The sequence below is a fragment of the Gordonia sp. BP-119 genome (assembly GCF_016924115.1).
GTDB lineage: Bacteria > Actinomycetota > Actinomycetes > Mycobacteriales > Mycobacteriaceae > Gordonia > Gordonia hongkongensis.
In genome coordinates, this window is record NZ_JAFFZF010000018.1 from 77,365 (window position 1) to 97,759 (window position 20,395).

Consider the following 20,395-nt stretch of genomic DNA (forward strand, 5'->3'; position numbering starts at 1 on the left):
CTGGTGGGAGATGCAGAACACCCCCGAGCCGGGCCGCAGGGCCGGGACTCGAGGGTGCTCGGATGAAGCGGTGCGGTCAGACGCCGATCTCGCCTCCGTTGTCCCGCCACACGGCGACGACGGACGGCCGGGGTTGGGACTGTCCGCCGTCGGGCCAGTGCGACGCCGGGTTGTCCGCGGAGTGGTCGTCGAGTTCGCCGGGGTGCTGAACCGCGATCAGGACACGATTGGTGTCGATGATCGGGCCGCAGGTCTCGCCACCCTTGGGCACGGTCAGGAACTGCTTGGTCTCCCCGCGCCGCTCGCCGTCCAGGGCGACCGCGAACAACCCGTCGTTGCTGTCGAGTGCGTTGCCGTCCGTGGAGATCCACAGATTGCCATGGGGATCGAACGCGACGTTGTCGGGGCAGGAGATCGGACTGACCTTGGTCTTGTCGAACCCGCCGTAGTAGGTGTCGGCAGCAGCCGGGTCGCCGCACACCAGCAGGAGTTCCCAGGTGAACTCGGTGCCGGTGTGGTCGTCGGTCATCTCCAGGACCTGACCGTTCTTGTTCTCGTTGCGGGGGTTCACCGCATCGGCAGGCGCTTCACCATCGGTGCCGCGATCATCGTTGTTCGTCAGCGCGCAGTAAACCTTGCCGGACTTCGGATTCGGTTCGATGTCCTCGGGCCGGTCCATCTTGGTCGCGCCGGCGGTGTCGGCGGCCTGCCGGGTGAACACCGCGACCTCGGCGGGGGACATTCCGGGGATGTACGAGCGTGCCGAACCGTCGGCATTGACCGTCAGCAGCGGCTTCCAGGACCCCTTCCCGGCGAATTTCCCTGAGGCGGGCGGGGTTCCGGTGCCGTCCACCGGGTCGGGGGAGTCCCCGGTGAAGGTGGCGACGTAGAGCGTGCCTTCGTCGAGGATGCCCATGTTGTGCTCGCGGGCCGTCTTCGACAGGCCGGACTTCATCTTGCGGCTGGAGACGAACTTGTAGATGTACTCGAACCGCTCGTCGTCACCGCTGTAGGCGACGACGGTGTCCTTGTCCGGCCCGCTCCCGACCACGTAGATGTTCGCCGATTCGTGCTTGAACCGGCCCATCGAACTGTGCTTCACCGGAACGGAATCCGGGTCGTGCGGATCCACCTCGACGATGTAACCGAAGCGATTCCCCTCGTTCGGCTCGACGGCCAGGTCGAAACGCTTGTCAAACCGTCCCCAGTAGTGCTCGTCGCCGTCGTCCTCGAAGGAGTAGCGCTCGAGCCGCTCCTTGGCCTTGGCATCGGTGACGGTGCTCGGGTTCGCGAAGTAGTTGTTGAAGTTCTCCTCCCCGGAGAGCATCGTGCCCCACGGGGTGAGACCTCCGGAACAGTTGGCGAAGGTGCCCAGGACAGTGGTGCCCGCCGGGTCTGCGGCCGTCCTGACGAACTCGCTGCCCGCGGCCGGGCCGGTGAGGCGGAAGGGGCTCGACGCAGTCAGACGTCGATTCCGGGGTCCCACAACGGTTTTGAGAGCTCCGCTGTCGGATTGCGCGGCGACCTCGACGACTGCGATGCCGACCGACGCCATGGCGATGCGGGCCTGCTGCTCGGTGGGTTCGCCTTCCTTGTAGCCGGCGAACATGAAGGGCTCGGTCGGATACTCCAGGTTGGCGACCAGGTAGTGGTGATCGGCGACGCCGTCGACCGGGATCAGGCCGGCGAAGTCGTTGTTGAAGCCGAACTGCCCGGCCTGCGCCTCGGGCGTCTGATTGGCGAAGTCGAACTCGGGAGCGCCGGGCAGGATCGGGTCGCCCCACCTGATCACCACCTCCTGGCGGTACCCGTCCGGGATCACCACGGCGTCCTCGGTGTTCGGCGCGACGGCGGCGAAGTTCATGCCCGGCATCGCATCTCCGGATGCCGCACCGCTGGACGACGAGGCCGACCCTGACGACCCGGAATCACCGCACGCCGCGAGGAGCGAGGTCGCACCGACGGCCACCGCTGCACCGGCCGAGGTCTTGAGAACGCTTCGACGCGAGACCGCGGTGCGGACGACGTCCCGGAAGTAGTTGTTGTCGCTGGTGTTCCCGGGATCGTGGCGGCACGCGTCGCCGCACTTGTAGCGGCAGGTCACGTTGGCGCGGGACGAACGTCCGGCATCCTCACCGGTGGACATGAACAGCTGCAACGGAATACGCACACGGGCTCCTCTGAAAACATGGTCGCGCCACGGGGCCGGCGCACGACGAGGAGCACGTTAGGAGGATGAAACGAACCGATGGCTACCCGAGCGTTAACGGCAGCCCAACACCCCTGTTGGTTCCACGTGGAACATCACGCGGCCGTGCTGATCCGGCCCGCTCGCTGCGCTCCCGGCGCCGGGGCCTAAAAGCGCCCGCCGGTTCCGATCCGGCCCGAGGACCCGGAGCCGCCGAAGGAACCGGGGCTGCGTCCGCCGCTTCCGAAACCGCCCCCGCCGAAACCCCCGCCGAAACCGCCGCCACCGAAGCCACCCCCGCGTCCCGCGACGGTGCCGCGCAGGAAACTGTCGACGAGGATTCCGCCGAGGACCGCACCGGCGGTGGACGAGCCGCCCGGATGTCGCTGTTGCGACTGCCAGTCGACGACGTCGGTCTGAGCGGCCATGAGCGCCTGGTCGGCCAGGGAACCGGCGCGACGTGCGGTCGCGGTCGCCACCGGTGCATCGGTGGCAGCGGCGTCCGTCGCGGACTGCAGAAGCCGCTGCGCCTCCGCCAGTCGGGTACGTGCGGTGGACTGCACGGCCCCCCGCCGGGTGCCGATGAAGTCGGCGGTCGCTGTCACCTTGGCCTCCGCCGATTCGAGTGCCGCGGTGAGGACCTGTGCTCGACGGATGCGCTCGGCAGCGGCGTCCCGCGCCGCGGCGAGTGCGTCGTCGAGATCGGCATCGGCGTCGACGAGTGCCGTGAAGGTACCCAGCGGATCGGCGTCGAAGTTGCTGCGGGCATTCGCGACTGCGGCGCTCGCGACCTCGATCGCGGTCACCAGCGAGGTCTCGCCGGTCTGTGGCAGGGCGTTGGCCTCGGCCAGTTCGTCGTCCACCTCGGCGATGAGTGCCGGCATCCGCGAGCGGGCGATGGCGATGTTCGCGTCTGCATGATCGATGGCGTCGAGCAGCGTGGTCGCCTGCTCGATCGAACCCTCGGCAGACCTGATCGCGGCGACGGCCGGCCCCTGCTGACCCACCGGCGCGGTGATGGCGGCGCGCCCCTGATCCGCGGTCGCCTCGGCGAAGTCGATCTGGGCTCGGGCGAGATCGACGTTGTCGAGGATGGAGGTCAACGTGGCCTCGCCGTGCTTGCCGATGAGCTCGGTCAGCTGCTGCGACGCCGTCTCCAGACGGGCGCGTAGACCGATGAGTTGCTGGGTGATGGCGTCGAATCGCGAGTCCGCATTGATGAGGAGGTTGCGCATCGCGTCGAAGTTCTCGACGTGGTCGTCCAGCGTGCTGTCGATCTCGGTGCAGGTGGTGATGATCTGGACGAGCATCGAGCGTCGTTCGTCGTCGGTCTCGGGAACGTTGTCATCGAGACGCTGGCGCAGCCCGAACGCCCGTCCGAGCGCCTGTTCGGCGTGCCGCACGGTGTCGGTGAACGGAGCCGTCTCGGCCTCACCGAACTCGCCGACCGCCAAGTCCAGCTCCTCCTTGCTGGTACGGATGGCGTTGTCGAGGTCGGTGAGCACCTCACGCGACCACGGGTCGAGCACCTCGACGGGTTGCGCGGCCAACTGGTCGACGGTCAGTTCCTGCTCGCGCAGGGTCTCGACGCTGTCGTCGATACGACGCTGCCTGCGGCGTCGGGAGTAGAGGTACGCGCCGCCGCCGCCGAGGACGGCCACGCCGCCGACGACGCCGGCTGCGATCAGGCCGGTGTGGTTCGGATCGAGTGCGCCGGACAGCCCGTTGACCGCCGCCAGGCCCGCACCTGCCCAGTTCGCCTCACGCAACTGCGGGACGACGTCGTCGTTGGCCACTTCTTCGAGAGTCGATTGATCGAGACCGCCCACACTGTCCGGTGCGAAGAACCGATACGCCCGGTCCTCGGTGGCGACGGCGAGCAGGGCGTCATGGTCACCCAGCTCGCTGGCGGCAGCGGTCCGATCCGCCCATTCCTCGCTGGTCAGACCGTCGAAATCGCGGACGTACACGATCCACATCTGGACCGCGTGGGCGTTGTAGAGCGAGTCGATCGCCGTCTCGAGCTCGGTGCGCTGTGCCGGGGAGATCGCATCGGCGGAGTCGACGACGTAGTTCGGCAGCCGGGTGGGCGGCTCCGCCGACGCCGCGCCGGGGGACGCCAGGGCCATGAGGACGCCCAGCAGTCCCGTCAGCGCGACCGCCGAAGCCGCGCGTGTCAGCAGTTCCCGAAGTGCCGGCACTCGATGCATGATCACAAACCTAGCCGTGCGGGCGTGCGGTGTCGTCGACGCCTTCGGGGGAGTGTCGGCACCCGGGCGCGGGTGCGCCCGGGTGCTACGCGGTCAGTTCCGCGAGTCGCGCCACCGGCACAGCGCCTCGAGAGCGGTGAGGTCATAGTCGGGACCGGTGACGCCGACGGTCAACAGCGTGACGCCCTCGTCGGCGAGTGCATCGGCATCGCGCAGCAGCGCGTCGGTGTCCCCGTCGAACTGCACGCCCGACGACCGCTCGATGGTCTCGGGATCTCGACCCACGGCGGCGCAGTGCTCGGCCAGCACCTTGGACTTGTGCCGGTACTGCTCGACGTCGTTGAAGCCGTGCCAGACGTCGCCGTGCTCGGCGATGTAGCGCAGCGTCTTCTTCTCGCCGCTGCCGCCGATGAGGATTGGGATCTCGCGTGTGGGAGCCGGATTCAGCTTGGCCAGCCGCGACTTGATCCGCGGGAGGGCGGCACCGAAATCGTTCAACCGGGAACCGACGGTGCCGAAGTCGTAGCCGTACTCGTCGTAGTCCTTCTGGAACCAGCCGGCTCCGACGCCCAGGATCAGACGGCCGTTGCTGATGTGGTCGACGGTGCGGGCCATGTCGGCGAGCAACTCCGGATTCCGGTACGAGTTGCAGGTCACGAGCGCACCGATCTCCACCCGGGAGGTCTGCTCGGCCCAGGCGCCGAGCATCGTCCAGCACTCGAAGTGTTCGCCCTCGGGGGCGCCGTACAGCGGGTAGAAGTGATCCCAGTTGAACGCGATGTCGACGCCCGTGTCCTCGGCGCGGCGGACCGCGTCACGGATCAGCGAGTACTCGGGTGCGTGCTGGGGCTGGATCTGGACACCGATGCGAATGGGGAAGGCCATGCCGACCAGTCTGCCCGCTGACGGCGGAATCGTCGACGGACATGGTGGCCGCGCACTGGTGGTGCCACGTTGGCATCGGCGGTACGAAGTAGCGGTGAGCATCAGACCGGTCGCACCGCCGCTCGACGAACTACGCCGTCGTACGAGCGCGAAGTGGAGCACGCACCCCGACGACGTACTACCGCTGTTCATCGCGGAGATGGACTATCCGCTCGCACCGGTGGTCGCCGACGCCATCATCGACCGAGTACGTGCGTCCGACATCGGTTACGCGGCGACCTCGGGCTCGGCAGGGGAGGCCTTCGCCGGGTTCGCCGACCGTCGGTGGGGGTGGCGGGTGGATCCGGCTGACGTCAGCTCGACGACCGACGTGAGCGTCGTCATCGTCGAGAGTCTGCGCGTCGCGATCAGTCCTGGCGACGGTGTCGTGCTGATGCCCCCGGTCTATCCGCCGTTCTTCGAACTCATCCCGGAGGCCGGAGGTCGCGTCGTCGAGGTGCCCCTTCTCGAAGAACGCGGGTCGTCGTCGACGGCCTGGCGGATGGATCTGGCGGGCATCGAACGCGCCCTCGCCGCCGGCGCCCGGGCGGTTTTACTGTGTCACCCGCACAATCCGCTCGGTCTCGTCCACGACGCCACCGACCTCGCACGACTGGCCGACTTGGCCGCGGCACACGGCGCGACCGTTGTCAGTGACGAGATCCATGCGCCGCTCGTCCACCCCGGCGTGGAGTTCGTCCCGTTCCTCGCGGTGAGCGACACGGCGCGTGACGTCGGCGTGGCCGCACATTCGGCGAGCAAGGCCTTCAATCTCGCCGGTGCCAAGTGCGCGCTCACGGTTGTCGCGTCGGATCGGGGCCGGGCTCTGATCGCGCGGCAACCCGACGAGGTGCGCTATCGCACGAGCATTCTGGGCCGCGCTGCGACCGAAGCGGCATTGGCGCACGGTGATGAGTGGCTCGACGCCACCCTCGAGGTCATCGGGGAGAGCTTCGATCTCCTCGAACTGCTGCTCGCGCAGTATCTTCCGACGGTGCGGTACACGCGGCCGGAGGCGTCGTATCTCGCCTGGCTCGACTTCCGCGAGACCGGACTGGGCGACAACCCGGGACTCCCGATTTTCGAACGGGGGCGCGTTGCATTGCATTACGGACCGGCCTTCGGTGGACCGGGGGCGGGGTTCGCCCGTCTCAACGTCGCGTGCTCGGCCGACGTGCTGACCGAGGCCATCCGGCGGATCGCGGGCGTGGTGCACTGACCCGGGGTCTCCCTCCACCATCACTTCTTGCCGGATCGGCAACCGTCCTTGCCGCTCACGACGGTGCGTGCCACAGTCGAAGGCATGACCACCGAGAACAGCCATCGCCCCGAGGCCGCGACCGAGTCCCGGGGGAGCAACGATCCGGGAACCGCCGAAGGGTGGGACGAGCGGTACCGCAGCGCGGACCGTCTGTGGACCTCCGACGTCAACCCCGCGCTCGTCGCCGAGGTGTCGGACATCGAACCGGGCACCGCGCTCGACGTCGGGTCGGGTGAGGGTGCCGACGCCCGATGGCTCGCCGATCGCGGATGGCAGGTCACGGCCCTCGACATCTCGCAGGTCGCGGTGGATCGGGCCCGTGAGATCGACCCGCGGCCGTCGATCACGTGGTTGCGTGCAGACGTGATCGCCGATGACGTCCCGGCGGCCAGCGTCGACCTCGTGACGCTGCACTACTTTCCGATCCCGAAGGAGGGTTTGGACGCCGCGCGGCGGCTGGTCGAAGCCGTCGGCCCCGGCGGGTCCCTGCTCGTCGTGGCACACGCCCCCGAGGGTGTGCGTGCACATGGCTTCGACCCTGATGCCTACGTCCAACCCGCTGATTTCGCGGGACTGCTCGGCGACGGTTGGGAAATCGTCACCGACGAGACGCGGGCACGTGGACGGGCCGCAGGAGGAGGTCACCACACCCACGACGTGGTGTTCCGGGCGCGGAGACTGGCCGCCTGAGATCCCCTTGCGTTTTTTCCCGGTAGCCGGGACAAAACGCAATCGGATCTGCGTTGCCCGGCGATTGTGATCGGACGGTCCGCAATTGAGTGCACATCTGTACACTCGGGGCATGACCGCCACGACCACGCGTGAGTCCGAGCTGCGGGCCCTCACCGATCTCGGGCTGTACGAGGCCGGCGCCGCGACGCGCGGCGTCGGAGCGATGCACCGCGTCATCGCCGGGGGCGTCTTCCGGATGCTCCGGCCTGTCCTGGGGAGTTCCGTCGACACCGCGCGGATGGTGCATGACGCCGTCAGCGAGGGGACGTACAACTCGATCACCGCTGCCCTCGACGCCGGCCGGTCGGCTGCGGACCATGTGCCCTGGTCGGAGGGCCGCGCGCCCTCGCACACCCCTCGAGGCGCGGTGCTCCTCGGCATCCTCAACGGTCTCATCGGCGATGAACTGGAAACCGTGCACTCGCCCCTCACGGCCGACATGTCGATCCGCGTCGACGGCCGGCCGGTCTCCCTCGACGCCGGATCGCTCCGCGATGGCTTCCCCGACGCGGGTGGACACGTCGTCGTGTTCCTGCACGGCCTGATGGAGTCGGAGTTCGCGTGGTCTCTAGGTGAGCAACCCACATACGGCGAGCGGCTGACCGACGACATCGGCGCCACCGAGGTCCAGGTCCGCTACAACACCGGTCGCCACATCAGCGAGAACGGCCGCGCCCTCGCCGACCTTCTCGACGCACTCGTCCTGCTCTGGCCGACGCCGGTGACACGACTGACCCTCATCGGGCATTCGATGGGTGGGCTGGTCGTCCGAAGTGCTTGCCACGCAGCCGATCAGCGCGGCGACTACTGGACGGGCCTGGTGTCGGAGACAGTGTGCCTCGGCACGCCGCACCTCGGAGCTCCACTGGCCCGCGGGGTCCACCTGGCCACGAATGCGCTGAACCGGACGCCGGTCACCCGCCCGATCGGCTCATTGCTGCGTCGTCGCAGCGCCGGGGTGCGAGACCTGTTCCACGGCAGCCTGACCGACGACGACTGGATAGGTCACGACCCGGACGCGTGGTCACAGCCGCCCGGCGCCGACGTGCCGCTGCTGGCGGGCGCTCGCCATCTCTTCGTCACCGCGACGATCACCCGCGACCCCGACCACCCGGTCGGGCGTCTGCTGGGTGACGGCCTGGTGCTCGCGCCGAGTGGGCGCGGGCAGCACACGCGGCAGCGTCGCGGGCTGAAGTTCCAGGAGGGGTTCCACATCGGCAACGCACACCATTTCACCCTGCTGAACAACGACGCGATCTACGACTGGCTGCTCGGCCACCTCACCCCGCGAAAGGAGCTGCCGCCCGGCCGATCGTCGTGAGACCGCGCGGGTTTCGCCGACGAAGCGGCGTCGAACTCAGTGCGGACGCCGCTGCCGGTAACGTCCGCGCGCGGCGAGTACGCCGACGACCCAGCCGACGAGAAAGACCACGGCCAGGATGAACCACAGCGGAGATTCGACACTCACCCAGAACAGGTCGATGCGCACCGTGGTCCGGTTCTGCACGATGAAGACCACCGCGAGAACGGTCAGTCCGAGCGCAATCCATTGCGGCAAAGACACCTTCGACAGCGCGGACGATTTCCCGGTCGCGGGTTTCGGGGTGCCACGGTCTTTGGCCATGCCAGAGACTGTAGGCGCATTCGACGGCGGTCACCGGAGATCCGGTTGCGATTTGTCCCGCAATCCGGGACAAACCGCAACCTGACGCCGGCACCGGGGTTCAAGGGGTCCAGCGGGACCGGTACCGCGATCAGCGGCAGACCGCCCCTTGCGACGCCGAGGTGACGAGCTTGGAGTACTTCGCCAGCACGCCGCGCGTGTACCGCGGGGGCAGGGGAGTGAACTCCTGTGCGCGCGAAGCGAGTTCGTCGTCGTCGACGAGGAGGTCGAGGAGACCGCGGCCGACGTCGAGCCGAATCCGGTCGCCGTCGCGGACCAGAGCGATCGGTCCGCCGTCGACGGCCTCCGGCGCGATGTGACCCACGCACAGACCGGTGGTGCCGCCGGAGAACCGGCCGTCGGTCATCAGGAGCACGTCCTTGCCGAGACCCGCGCCCTTGATGGCGCCGGTGATCGCGAGCATCTCCCGCATGCCCGGTCCGCCCTTCGGGCCTTCGTACCGGATGACGACGACGTCCCCGGCGGTGATCGTGCCGTCTTCGAGTGCGTCCATCGCGGCGCGTTCGCGGTCGAAAACCCGTGCCGTTCCCTCGAAGACGTCGGAGTCGAAGCCGGCGGACTTCACCACCGCGCCCTCTGGTGCGAGCGATCCCTTGAGGATCGTGATGCCGCCGGTGGGATGGATGGGGGACTTCGTGGCCCGCAGAACCTGGCCGTCCGGGTCCGGCGGCGCGATGTGCGCCAGGTTCTCGGCTACCGTCGATCCGGTCACCGTCAGGCAGTCGCCGTGCAGGAGGCCCGCGTCGAGGAGTGCCTTCATCACCACCGGCACACCGCCGATGCGATCGACGTCGGTCATCACGTGCCGGCCGAACGGCTTGACGTCGGCGAGGTGCGGAACCCGGCTGCCGACGCTGATGAAATCGTCGAGCGACAGTTCGACCTCGGCCTCGTTGGCGATGGCGAGGAGATGGAGCACCGCATTGGTCGAGCCGCCGAACGCCATCACCACGGCGATCGCGTTCTCGAAGGCCTCGCGGGTCATGATGTCGCGCGCGGTGATCCCGCGGCGCAGCATCTCGACGACGGCGACCCCGCTCTGGCGGGCGAACTGGTCGCGGCGCTTGTCCGGGGCCGGGGGCGCGGCACTGCCCGGGATGGACATCCCGAGTGCCTCGGCCGCGCTGGCCATCGTGTTGGCGGTGTACATGCCGCCGCACGCACCCTCACCCGGGCAGATCGCGCGCTCGATGGTGTCGACGTCCTCCCGGCTCATCAGTCCGCGCGAGCAAGCCCCGACCGCCTCGAAGGCGTCGATGATGGTCACCTGACGCTCCTTGCCGTCCGACAGCGTCGCGTATCCGGGCAGCGTCGACCCGGCGTAGAGGAACACCGACGCGAGGTCGAGTCGGGCCGCCGCCATCAGCATGCCGGGCAGGGACTTGTCACAACCGGCCAGCAGGACCGAACCGTCCAACCGCTCGGCGCTCATGACGGTTTCGACGCTGTCGGCGATCACCTCGCGGGACACCAGCGAGAAGTGCATGCCCTCGTGACCCATCGAGATGCCGTCGGAGACCGAGATGGTGCCGAACTCGAGCGGATACCCGCCGCCCTCGTGCACGCCTTCTTTGACCGCCTTGGCCAGCCGGTCGAGCGACAGGTTGCAGGGCGTGATCTCGTTCCACGACGACCCGACGCCGATCTGCGGTTTCACCCAGTCGTCGTCGCCCATGCCCACCGCGCGGAGCATGCCGCGGGCCGCGGTCTTCTCCAAGCCGTCCGTGACGTCGCGACTACGCGGTTTGATGTCGATCTCGGCGTCCGGTTCGGTTCGCTTGGTCATGAGGGCAAGAGTAGTGGTCATCGCCGGCGAGTGGTCGGAACACCCGATGCACCACGGGCGAGTTCGTCCAGGGGCTGCTGAACCCGATCACCTATCCCGGTAGCCGGCTCCTTCCGCCGGCCCTGCAGCTGACGGTGGTCGAGAACGACCCGACCGGCGTGGCCGGACGCAACGTCGACGGTTACATCGCGCGCCCGTACTTCCGGGAGATCTTCGCGCAGGACGTGTCGCCCGCGGTCGCCGCCGACATGTTCGCCCACCAGAAATCCGCCGCGCTCCGCGCCAACCTGGAACCGTCCGGACCGCCGTCGTGGGCACGGGTGCCCAGCTGGTACCTCGTCTCGCAGCAGGATCGGGTGATCCCACGGCGCTGCAGCGCTTCCTGGCCGGACGAGCCGTACCCGGGCGCACCGCCGAGGTCAACGCCTCGCACGCGTCGTTGGTGTCGCGCCCCGACGCGGTCTCGCGGACGGTGCTGCGAGCGGCCGACGCGACGCAACCGCGCTGACCCGGGGGGGCCGACACCGCATTGTGAGCGCGGTGATTCTAATCGGACCGAGGCGCACGAGGGTGGCGCAATGACCTGCGGCCGAGCACGGGCCGCAGGTCACGGCGTACCGCCGGTGGCGCATTCACCCCGGGCCGCGACCAGCGCCGCGCACAGGCGTTCCGGGGCCGGCGCGATCGCGTTATCGTGCCATTCATGCAGCTCAGGACCACAGCAGCCGGACGGCTCCGGGCGGACAACGCCCGTATGGTCGCCGACGTGCTCCGGCGACAGATCCACGACGGCGACCTCGCCGATTCGCTCGATGAACGCACCCTCATCGCCGACTTCAATGTCTCCCGCAACACCATCCGCGATGCACTCGCGATCCTCACCGAGGAACGACTGATCGAGCGAGCGCCACGGGTCGGCACCCATGTGGTGGCTCGCAAACTCGATCATGGGCTCGATGCCCTGCAGGGACTGAAAGAGACATTCCGCATGCACGGCGAGGTGCGCAACACGGTCAAGATCGCCACCCTCGTCGATGCCCCCCGCGCCGTCGCGAGACGGCTGCAACTCGCCGACACGCAGGCCGTCTACATCGAACGGCTGCGTTACCTCGACGACGAGCCGATCAGCCTGGACATCACGTATCTCGTGCCGGACCTCGGCATCCCGCTGCTCGAGCACGACCTCGAGAACAACGACGTGTTCACGCTTCTCGAGCAGATCGCCGGCGGACCCCTCGGACACGCAACGATGACGGTGGAGGCCGTCGACGCCGATCCGCATTCGGCGGCGCATCTGGAGATCGGTTCGGGTACCTCGCTGCTGCTCCTCGAACGGCTGACCCACCTCGCGCACGAGAGCCGCCCCGTCGATCTCGAGTACATCCGGATGCGCAGTGACCGAGTCTGTCTGCGGAGCACCGCCCGACGCGAGGCGGCCGGCTCATGAGTCAGGTCAACAACCGCGTCGACGTGCCGGTCACCATCGACGAATCGCTGTGCATCGAGGGCTGCACCCTCTGCGTCGAGGTCTGTCCTCTCGACTCGCTGGCGATCAACCCGGAATCGGGCAAGGCCTTCATGCACGTCGACGAGTGTTGGTACTGCGGGCCGTGCGCGGTCCGATGCCCGACGGGTGCGGTCACCGTCAACATGCCCTATCTGCTCCGCTGAAATCTACTGCCCCACAACGCCGGTACTGCAACGCAACCGGCGGCGATCACCCATGCCCATGGTCCCAGCCCAAAGGACGTCCGATGAGAACACGTCTCCGATCCCGACAACTGGCGGCGATCACCGTCACGCTCGCCGTCGCCCTCGGCAGTGCCGCCTGCTCGCTCGAGGACACCGGTGACACCGACGCCATCCGGGTCGTCGTCGGTTATCAGTCGAAGACGATCAACACGGTGACCGCCGGGACCCTGCTCCGCGCGGAAGGTCAGTTCGAGAAGCGGCTCGCCGAGGTCACCGAGCGGACCGGCCAGGAGTACACGGTCGAGTGGCAGGACTTCGACACCGGCGCGCCGATCACGACCGGGATGATCGCGGGCAAGATCGACATCGGGTCGATGGGTGACTACCCGTTGCTGATCAACGGATCCCGTGCCGGTGCCGAGGAGAAGACCCGCACCGAGATGCTGTCGGTCACGGGATCCAGCCCGCGGGGTTCGCTGAACATGGTTGTGGTCCCCCAGAATTCACCGGCCACGACGATCGCCGATCTACGCGGCAAGTCGATCTCGGCCAGCGTCGGATCGGCCGGTCACGGGACGCTCGTGCAGGCCCTCGACCGCGCCGGGATCGACCCCACCACCGGGGTGCAGGTGCAGAACCAACAGCCGCAGGTCGGCGCGTCGGCGCTGGAGTCGGGCAAGGCGGATGCCCTGGCCCAGTTCGTGGCCTGGCCCGGACTCCTGGTCTTCCAGGACAAGGCACGGTTGCTCTATGACGGAGCCCAGCTCGGGGTTCCGACCCTGCACGGCGTCGTCGCGAGATCTGCCTACGCGCAGAAGAACCCGGACGTGGTCCAGGCCTTCCTGCGCGCGCAGCTCGATTCGACCGAGTCCCTGACCCGCGACCCGCTCGCGGCCGCCGAACTCGTCGCGGAGAACAGCGGTCTCCCGGCCGAGGTCGTCTACCTCTACAACGGCCCGGGCGGAACGGATTTCAATCCGGCCATCAAGTCGGACCTCGTCGAGGCGCTGCGCAACGACGTCCCCTACCTGAAGTCCATCGGCAGCTTCCCCCACGAGATCGACCTGGACACCTTCGTCGATCCGGGGCCGCTGCAGGACACCTTCGCCGCGGACGGCGCCGACTACTCGGAAGCCCTGAGCCGCACCGGCAATGCCTCCGTCACCCGTGGTGACGATCCGATCTGCGGGGTCGCGGTCGACCCGGCGACCGCCGGTGAGCTCTGGTTGCGCGGACAGGAACGGACCCAACCCGCCGCGGATCCGACCTGCTTGCTGCGCGCGGTCGCACAGGCTCGACGACAGGGGCAGGAAGTCCGGGCCGCCTACATCTCGGACCCGCAGCTCGGGACCCGCTGGTTCGCCGACAAGGCGGTGTGGCTGCGGGAGGGCGACCGGTACGTCGCGTTCACCACGACCGACAGCGCGCGACAGTACCGCGCGACGCATCCCGGTGCCGTCGACGTGACGTACGAGCAGGCACTTGCCGGAGTCGTGTCATGACCACCGCGACGATCGGATCGGTCGCCGTCGACGACACGGCCACCGATTCGGTGCCGGCCCGGACCCCGGACGGGTCGAACCGGTACTGGCACTGGGGAGTCCGGATACTGGTCCTGGTGGTGGCCGGTGCTGTCTGGCAGCTGCTGACCACGCACGATGTGGTCCTGTGGGCCAGGTTCGACACCATTCCCTCGCTCACCGACGTCGGCCAGGCGTTCTGGGCAGCTCTCGGCACCGAGCAGTACTACCTGGATCTCGGCCAGTCGCTGATCCGGATCGGTACGGGATTCGCGCTGGCGGTCTGCGTCGGCATCCCGGTGGGAATCGCCCTCGGCCGCTCCGGGACAGCGCGACTCACGGTCGGCATCCTCACCGAGGTGCTCCGTCCGATCCCGGCGATCGCCCTGGTACCGGTCGCGATCCTGGTGTTGCCGACCGACGAGGCCGGCATGGTCTTCATCACCTTCGCCGCGGCGTTCTTCCCCATCCTCGTTGCGACCCGCCATGCCGTCCGGGCGCTGCCCACGATCTGGGAGGACTCGGTGCGGACGATGGGCGGCACCCGTCGAGACGTCGTCCTCCGGGTGATCCTGCCCGGCATCGCGCCGGGTGTGTTCAGCGGGCTGTCGGTCGGGGTCGGCGTCGCCTGGATCTGCCTCATCTCCGCCGAGATGATCTCCGGCCGGCTCGGGGTCGGATACCGGACGTGGCAGGCGTACACGGTGGTCGACTACCCGCAGGTGTTCGTCGGCATGCTGACCATCGGCGTGCTCGGCGCACTGACGTCGGGGCTGATCGAGGTGATCGGTCGGCGGGTCACCCGCTGGCTGCCGCGAGGGCAGGAGCAACGATGACCCCGACGACGGCAGGAGCGACGATGGCCCCCACGACAACGGAATTGACGGCGGACTCGGTCGCCGCGATGCGGCTCGATCTCGAGGACATTCGGATCGGTTACGGGGACTCGACGGTGATCGACGGTTTCGACCTCGTCGTCGGCGCCGGCGAGATCGTCGTCCTGACGGGACCGTCCGGGTGCGGGAAGTCCACGATCCTCCGCGCCGTCGCGGGTCTCCTGCCGCTCCGCGGCGGTCGAATCCTCGCAGACGGCGACCCGGTTGGCACCACGTCTCGGGATCGGGCCATGGTGTTCCAGGACGATGCGCTGCACCCCTGGCGGACGGTACGCGGGAACATCCTGCTGGCGTTGACATTGCGCGGCGTCCCGCGGCGACACCGCCGGGATCAGGCCGAGCAGTGGATCACCGAGATCGGTCTGGACGGCTTCGCCGACCACCTGCCGAAGTCGTTGTCCGGCGGCATGCGTCAGCGCGTGCAGCTCGCCCGTGGACTCGCCGGGTCGCCGAGAGCGGTTCTGATGGACGAACCCTTCGGGGCGCTCGACGCGCAGACACGGGCCGCCATGCAGCGATTGCTGCTGCAGACCCTCTCGGCGCATCCGTCGACGGTGGTCTTCGTGACCCACGACGTCGACGAGGCGCTGCTGCTGGGCGACCGGGTCGTCGTCCTGGGCCGTGCGGGCGAGGCCGTCCGCGCCACCGTCGACGTCCCGCACCCTCGCGACCCGGATCGCCGCGGGGACGACGCCACCCGGCGGCTGCGCCGCACCATCCTCGATGCATTGGAGAAGTGAACCGGCAGTGGATATCCCAGACATCGCCGACCGGAGTCGGCTCGACTGTGACGTGCTGGTCATCGGCGGCGGGACCGCCGGGACAATGGCGGCTCTCACCGCCGCCGAGAACGGCGCGTCGGTCCTGCTGCTCGACAAGGCGCATGTTCGCCACTCCGGGGCCCTCGCCATGGGGATGGACGGCGTGAACAACGCGGTCATCCCCGGCAAGGCCACCCCCGAGGATTCCGTCGCGGAGATCACTCGAGCCAATGACGGCATCGTGAACCAGAAGACGGTGTATCAGACGGCGACTCGCGGCTTTGCAATGATCGGGCGTCTGGAGCGCTACGGCGTGAAGTTCGACAAGGACGAGTACGGCGAGTACGCGGTCCGCCGGGTGCACCGGTCGGGGTCGTACGTCCTGCCGATGCCCGAGGGCAAGGACGTGAAAAAGGCCCTGTACCGCGTCCTGCGCAAGCGAGACATGCGCGAGAAGATCACCATCGAGAACCGGCTGATGCCCGTGCGGGTCCTGACCGCGGGCGGGCGCGCGGTGGGTGCGGCCGCGTTGCATACGCGCACAGGCGAGTTCGTCGAGATCGGGGCCAAGACGGTCATCCTCGCCACCGGGCCGTGCGGTCGCCTGGGCCTGCCCGCCTCCGGGTACCTCTACGGCACCTACGAGAACCCGACGAACGCCGGTGACGGCTACTCGATGGCCTACCACGCGGGCGCGGAGCTCAGCAGCATCGAGTGCTTTCAGATCAACCCGCTGATCAAGGACTACAACGGCCCGGCGTGTGCGTATGTGGCGAACCCGTTCGGCGGGTATCAGGTGAACGCCGACGGAGAGCGATTCGTCGATTCCGACTACTGGTCCGGAGACATGATGGCGGAGGTGAAGTCGGAGATCGAGTCGGCTCGCGGCCCGATCTATCTCAAGGTCAGTCATCTTCCCGACGAGACGCTGGAATCGCTCGAGTCGATCCTGCACACCACCGAACGACCCACGCGGGGAACGTTTCACAGCAACCGCGGACACGACTATCGCACCCACGACATCGAGATGCACATCTCCGAGATCGGTCTGTGCAGCGGACATTCCGCGTCCGGCGTCTGGGTCGACGAGCATGGCCGCACCACCGTCGACGGCCTGTATGCGGCCGGCGACCTCGCCTGCGTGCCGCACAATTACATGATCGGCGCATTCGTCTATGGCGAGCTCACCGGTCAGCACGCCAGCGACACCGCCCGCGACCTGGCTGCGCCCACCGAATTGCCGATGGACCAGCTGCGCGCCGCCCACGAGCTGATCTACCGACCGCTGACCCACCCGGACGGTCCACCCCAGCCACAGGTGGAATACAAGCTGCGCCGATTCGTCAACGACTATGTGGCGCCGCCGAAGACGTCGAACAAGCTCGCCATCGCCATCGAGACCTTCGAGCGCATGCGCTCGGAGATCGAGCAGATGGGCGGGCGGACCCCGCACGAATTGATGCGGTGTGCGGAGGTGTCGTTCATCCGCGACTGCGCCGAACTGGCGGCCCGTAGTTCGTTGACACGCACCGAGAGTCGGTGGGGTCTCTATCAAGAGCGTGCCGATCTCCCCGAGCGCCGGGACGACGAGTGGGGCTACCACCTGAACGTCCGCAAGGCCGCCGACGGCACGATGGAGTTCCTCGGTCGGCCGGTCGAACCCTTCCTGGTCGATGTCGAGGGGCTGGACCACATCCCGCCGGCCGACCGCACGGTGATCGCGATCGAACAACCGGTCGTGTCGACGGGCCCGGGATACCGCGGTGTCGAGAGCCCGGTGCGTGAGACCCCGCTGAAAGACGAGTCCACGGCAACGGCGTCACCGAGGATCGTCGAACTGCTCGGAACCTCGGTGACCCACGCCGCCGATCTCGCCGGCTATCTGGCAGACCCGGATCCGACGGTCCGCCGAACCGCGATCGCGGTGCTGACCGAGAACACCCCGGACGGGTTCGAGATGGCCGTGGTCGGAGCGCTGGCCGACGCTGTGGCACCGGTCCGCGGAGCGGCGACGCCGGGGCTGCGGGAACTCGTCGAGATCATCGACCCGACCGCGGAGTTCGTGTCGGCGCTCGCCAATCACGCCGAGTCCCCGGACCCGGTCGTGCGTGCGACCGTCGTCGACCTGTTGCGCGCCGTGCGCGCTGATCGGGTGGACCTGTTCGCCTCCGCCACAGAGGATTCCGACCACCGCGTCCGGACCGAGGCCATCCGCGCGCTGGTGTCACGGGACGAGTCCGAGCTGATCGCCGGCCTCGCAACGGATCCCGACCGTGAGGTCCGGATCGCGGTGGCCGACGGACTGGCGACGGTCGGGGGCGGTGGTGTGGAGGCCGTGCGGACACTGGCGGCCGACCGAGATCCCCTCGTCCGGGCCGCGGCGTTCTCCGCGATGGCGGTCGTGGGTGACGGCGCTGTCGACGGCCCGGTCCTCGTCCGTGCGTTACGGGAGACCGCATGGCAGGTGCGCGTCGGCGCGGCGCGGGGGCTCGCGATCGCACGAGACGAAACGACGGTCTCGGCGCTGGAAAAGACCATCGCGGATGTCCACAACGACGTCCGGCGTGCTGCCGCACTCACCCTCGCGGAGTGGAGTGACGATCCGGTGGTCCGGCGGATTCTCGAAGGGGCCGCCGACGACCCGGACGCCGACGTCCGGGCCGCGGTCCGGCGGAGTCTGCGGAGCTCGCTCGCCCCACACTGAGAAACGTTGCGGGGGCACGAGGCGCCGAGCCACGACCGCCTCCACAACCGGTCCGCGTCACGGACAGCACAGAACCGTGCAGCCTCGACACGATCGGCGCTCCGGTTTCCTCCTACGGTGATCCCACATCGACACCGGAGGACCCATGCCCTACGTCACCACGCTCGACGGAACCGAGATCTATTACAAGGACTGGGGTGTCGGCCGCCCGGTCGTGCTCAGCCACGGGTGGCCGCTCAACGCCGACAGCTGGGAAGCTCAACAGCTCTTTCTAGCGCAGAACGGGTATCGGGCGATCGCGCACGACCGTCGCGGACACGGCCGGTCGTCGCAGACATGGTCGGGCAACGAGATGGACACGTATGCAGACGATCTCGCGGAGCTGATCCGGCATCTCGATCTGCAGGAACTCACGCTCGTCGGATTCTCCACCGGTGGCGGTGAGGTCACCCGGTACATCGGGCGGCACGGTACCGATCGCGTGGCGCAACTCGTGCTGGTCTCCGCGGTACCCCCGTTCATGCTCCAGACCGACGACAACCCCGGCGGGGTCCCGATCGAGGTGTTCGACGGCATCCGGTCGGCATCCACCGCCGATCGCTCGCAGGCCTATCGCGATCTCGCCGACGGGCCTTTCTTCGGCAACAACCGAGGCGGCCAGAATCCGTCGCAGGGCATGCGCGATGCCTTCTGGCGACAGGGCCTGCAGGCGGGCGCGCACAACGCCTACGAGAGCATCGCCGCGTTCTCGGCCACCGACTTCCGGACCGACCTCGCACGCGTGGACGTCCCCACTCTCGTCATCCACGGCGACGACGACCAGGTGGTGCCGTTCGAGGTGGGCGGCAAGGCCTCCGCCGAACTGGTCGACGGCGCGGAGCTGAAGGTCTATCCCGGTGCACCTCACGGGATCACCGACACGCACAAGGGCGAGCTCAACGACGATCTGCTCGCGTTCCTCGACACCTACACCGCCCCCTGAGCCCACGCCCGGGCCCTGACAATCGGAGACAGCACATGACCACACCGTCGCCCGACACCATCGTCCTCGTCCACGGCCTGTGGGTGACCCCTCGATCCTGGGAGGACTGGATCGCGTACTACCAGGACAAGGGGTACCGGGTCATCGCCCCGGCCTACCCCGGCTTCGAGGTGGAAGTCGAGTCCCTGAGGGAGAACTCCGACGTGATCGCGGATCTCACGGTGCCCGCGACGGTCGACCACCTTGCCGGGATCATCCGCGCGCTGCCGTCGCCGCCGATCATCATGGGGCATTCCTTCGGTGGCGTGCTCACGCAGTTGCTGGTCGACCGCGGGCTCGGTGCGGCTGCGGTGGCCATCAACTCCGCGCCGACCGAAGGCGTACGGAAGCAGCCGCTTTCGCAGGTGAAGTCGTTGTTCCCGATCCTCAAGCGCTTCTCGAACCGCCACAAGGCGGCCGGTTTCACACCGAAGGAGTGGCACTACGCTTTCACCAACACCCTGAACGACGAGGACTCGCGCGCGGTGTACGACCGGTACGCGATCGCCGCGCCCGGATCGTGGGTGTGGAAGTACGGCGTGTTCGCGAACCTCACCCCGGGACATCAGGAAACCTGGGTGGACTATCGGCGCGACGACCGTGCACCGCTGCTGTTCATCGCCGGCGGGGCCGACCACATCATGCCGCCCGCGGTGAACAAGTCGAACGCGAAGAAGTACCGCCGGTCCAAGGCGCTGACCGAGTATTACGAGTTCCCCGGGCGGTCGCACTGGACCTGCGGTGAGCCGGGGTGGGAGAAGGTCGCCGACCACGCGCTCCGGTGGGCGGAGGAGCACTCCGCGCGGGGAGCGTTGCCGGCGTGAACATAAACGCCATCCCCGCTCCCTGAGGAGCGCTCGGAGCTTGCGGAGGGCGCGGCAGTCCTGCTCCCTGAGCCTGAATCCGTGGAAGGGGTTCAGGTGGGGTGGGGTTGGGGCGCGTGATCGCCTGATTGTGTTGTGGGCGTGTGGTATTCGCTGACCTGTGTCAGCCTTTTCACTGGGGTTCCTTGGTGG

16 protein-coding genes and 1 pseudogene are annotated in these 20,395 nt (G+C 68.3%); 12 read left to right on the plus strand and 5 right to left on the minus strand.

Annotated features, from left to right (window positions below; genetic code table 11):
- Window positions 1-76: 76 nt before the first annotated feature.
- From JW364_RS12440 to JW364_RS12450, 3 genes are all read right to left on the minus strand, one after another.
- The gene (locus tag JW364_RS12440) at window positions 77-2,170 is read right to left on the minus strand and encodes a PhoX family phosphatase (RefSeq protein WP_205333795.1); all 2,094 of its coding nucleotides are present in this window, start codon (window positions 2,168-2,170) and stop codon (window positions 77-79) included.
- A 185-nt stretch (window positions 2,171-2,355) separates the two neighbouring features.
- Window positions 2,356-4,398, minus strand: a complete 2,043-nt coding sequence (locus JW364_RS12445) for a TPM domain-containing protein (protein WP_205334519.1) — start codon at window positions 4,396-4,398, stop codon at window positions 2,356-2,358.
- A gap of 93 nt (window positions 4,399-4,491) precedes the next feature.
- On the minus strand, window positions 4,492-5,283 hold the full coding sequence (locus JW364_RS12450; protein WP_165629357.1) for an LLM class F420-dependent oxidoreductase: 792 nt from the start codon (window positions 5,281-5,283) through the stop codon (window positions 4,492-4,494).
- A 94-nt stretch (window positions 5,284-5,377) separates the two neighbouring features.
- Between JW364_RS12450 and JW364_RS12455 the strand changes: the two genes are divergently transcribed.
- The 3 genes from JW364_RS12455 to JW364_RS12465 all read left to right on the plus strand — a co-directional run bounded on the left by JW364_RS12455 (window position 5,378) and on the right by JW364_RS12465 (window position 8,636).
- Entirely contained in the window at window positions 5,378-6,541 is a 1,164-nt protein-coding gene (locus JW364_RS12455) for an aminotransferase class I/II-fold pyridoxal phosphate-dependent enzyme (protein ID WP_307814780.1), read from the plus strand.
- 84 nt (window positions 6,542-6,625) lie between these two features.
- Window positions 6,626-7,273 carry a bifunctional 2-polyprenyl-6-hydroxyphenol methylase/3-demethylubiquinol 3-O-methyltransferase UbiG gene (locus JW364_RS12460; RefSeq protein ID WP_205334402.1) on the plus strand — a complete coding sequence of 216 codons (648 nt, stop codon included), beginning with the start codon at window positions 6,626-6,628 and terminating at the stop codon, window positions 7,271-7,273.
- 112 nt (window positions 7,274-7,385) lie between these two features.
- A complete protein-coding gene (locus JW364_RS12465; protein ID WP_205334401.1) occupies window positions 7,386-8,636 on the plus strand; it encodes a triacylglycerol lipase in 1,251 nt (416 codons plus the stop codon).
- Between the two features lie 36 nt (window positions 8,637-8,672).
- Here the strand turns inward: JW364_RS12465 and JW364_RS12470 are convergent, their stop codons facing one another.
- Window positions 8,673-8,939: a lipopolysaccharide assembly protein LapA domain-containing protein gene (locus tag JW364_RS12470; protein WP_137810943.1), complete on the minus strand. Its 267-nt coding sequence runs from the start codon at window positions 8,937-8,939 to the stop codon at window positions 8,673-8,675.
- Window positions 8,940-9,069: 130 nt separating this feature from the next.
- Window positions 9,070-10,785 (minus strand): dihydroxy-acid dehydratase, encoded by a 1,716-nt coding sequence (ilvD, locus tag JW364_RS12475; protein ID WP_065631105.1) that lies wholly within the window; start codon window positions 10,783-10,785, stop codon window positions 9,070-9,072.
- A gap of 56 nt (window positions 10,786-10,841) precedes the next feature.
- Between ilvD and JW364_RS12480 the strand changes: the two are divergent.
- The 9 genes and pseudogenes from JW364_RS12480 to JW364_RS12520 all read left to right on the plus strand — a co-directional run.
- Window positions 10,842-11,293: pseudogene (locus JW364_RS12480) on the plus strand (alpha/beta fold hydrolase); the annotation flags it as partial.
- A 246-nt stretch (window positions 11,294-11,539) separates the two neighbouring features.
- On the plus strand, window positions 11,540-12,232 hold the full coding sequence (locus JW364_RS12485) for a GntR family transcriptional regulator (protein ID WP_307814781.1): 693 nt from the start codon (window positions 11,540-11,542) through the stop codon (window positions 12,230-12,232).
- The gene (locus tag JW364_RS12490) at window positions 12,229-12,456 is read left to right on the plus strand and encodes a ferredoxin family protein (RefSeq protein WP_010843879.1); all 228 of its coding nucleotides are present in this window, start codon (window positions 12,229-12,231) and stop codon (window positions 12,454-12,456) included. The genes JW364_RS12485 and JW364_RS12490 overlap by 4 nt, the downstream gene beginning before the upstream one ends.
- 83 nt (window positions 12,457-12,539) lie before the next feature.
- Window positions 12,540-13,979, plus strand: coding sequence for an ABC transporter substrate-binding protein (locus JW364_RS12495; RefSeq protein WP_205334399.1), 1,440 nt, complete (start codon window positions 12,540-12,542; stop codon window positions 13,977-13,979).
- Window positions 13,976-14,833, plus strand: a complete 858-nt coding sequence (locus JW364_RS12500; RefSeq protein WP_205334398.1) for an ABC transporter permease — start codon at window positions 13,976-13,978, stop codon at window positions 14,831-14,833. The genes JW364_RS12495 and JW364_RS12500 overlap by 4 nt, the downstream gene beginning before the upstream one ends.
- Before the next feature lie 23 nt (window positions 14,834-14,856).
- A complete protein-coding gene (locus JW364_RS12505; RefSeq protein WP_240199022.1) occupies window positions 14,857-15,633 on the plus strand; it encodes an ABC transporter ATP-binding protein in 777 nt (258 codons plus the stop codon).
- Between the two features lie 7 nt (window positions 15,634-15,640).
- The gene (locus JW364_RS12510; protein ID WP_205334397.1) at window positions 15,641-18,358 is read left to right on the plus strand and encodes a fumarate reductase/succinate dehydrogenase flavoprotein subunit; all 2,718 of its coding nucleotides are present in this window, start codon (window positions 15,641-15,643) and stop codon (window positions 18,356-18,358) included.
- Between the two features lie 145 nt (window positions 18,359-18,503).
- A complete protein-coding gene (locus JW364_RS12515) occupies window positions 18,504-19,340 on the plus strand; it encodes an alpha/beta fold hydrolase (RefSeq protein ID WP_205334396.1) in 837 nt (278 codons plus the stop codon).
- A 35-nt stretch (window positions 19,341-19,375) separates the two neighbouring features.
- Window positions 19,376-20,203 carry an alpha/beta hydrolase gene (locus JW364_RS12520; RefSeq protein WP_205334395.1) on the plus strand — a complete coding sequence of 276 codons (828 nt, stop codon included), beginning with the start codon at window positions 19,376-19,378 and terminating at the stop codon, window positions 20,201-20,203.
- Window positions 20,204-20,395 lie beyond the last annotated feature (192 nt).

Bases quoted from the DNA above. Each gene is read 5' to 3' on its own strand.
- JW364_RS12445 (WP_205334519.1), bottom strand. From the start codon at position 4,398: ATGCATCGAGTGCCGGCACTTCGGGAACTGCTGACACGCGCGGCTTCG.
- JW364_RS12460 (WP_205334402.1), top strand. From the start codon at position 6,626: ATGACCACCGAGAACAGCCATCGCCCCGAGGCCGCGACCGAGTCCCGG.
- JW364_RS12470 (WP_137810943.1), bottom strand. From the start codon at position 8,939: ATGGCCAAAGACCGTGGCACCCCGAAACCCGCGACCGGGAAATCGTCC.
- ilvD (WP_065631105.1), bottom strand. From the start codon at position 10,785: ATGACCAAGCGAACCGAACCGGACGCCGAGATCGACATCAAACCGCGT.
- JW364_RS12520 (WP_205334395.1), top strand. From the start codon at position 19,376: ATGACCACACCGTCGCCCGACACCATCGTCCTCGTCCACGGCCTGTGG.
- JW364_RS12465 (WP_205334401.1), top strand. From the start codon at position 7,386: ATGACCGCCACGACCACGCGTGAGTCCGAGCTGCGGGCCCTCACCGAT.
- JW364_RS12490 (WP_010843879.1), top strand. From the start codon at position 12,229: ATGAGTCAGGTCAACAACCGCGTCGACGTGCCGGTCACCATCGACGAA.
- JW364_RS12495 (WP_205334399.1), top strand. From the start codon at position 12,540: ATGAGAACACGTCTCCGATCCCGACAACTGGCGGCGATCACCGTCACG.
- JW364_RS12450 (WP_165629357.1), bottom strand. From the start codon at position 5,283: ATGGCCTTCCCCATTCGCATCGGTGTCCAGATCCAGCCCCAGCACGCA.
- JW364_RS12485 (WP_307814781.1), top strand. From the start codon at position 11,540: ATGGTCGCCGACGTGCTCCGGCGACAGATCCACGACGGCGACCTCGCC.
- JW364_RS12505 (WP_240199022.1), top strand. From the start codon at position 14,857: ATGGCCCCCACGACAACGGAATTGACGGCGGACTCGGTCGCCGCGATG.
- JW364_RS12515 (WP_205334396.1), top strand. From the start codon at position 18,504: ATGCCCTACGTCACCACGCTCGACGGAACCGAGATCTATTACAAGGAC.
- JW364_RS12500 (WP_205334398.1), top strand. From the start codon at position 13,976: ATGACCACCGCGACGATCGGATCGGTCGCCGTCGACGACACGGCCACC.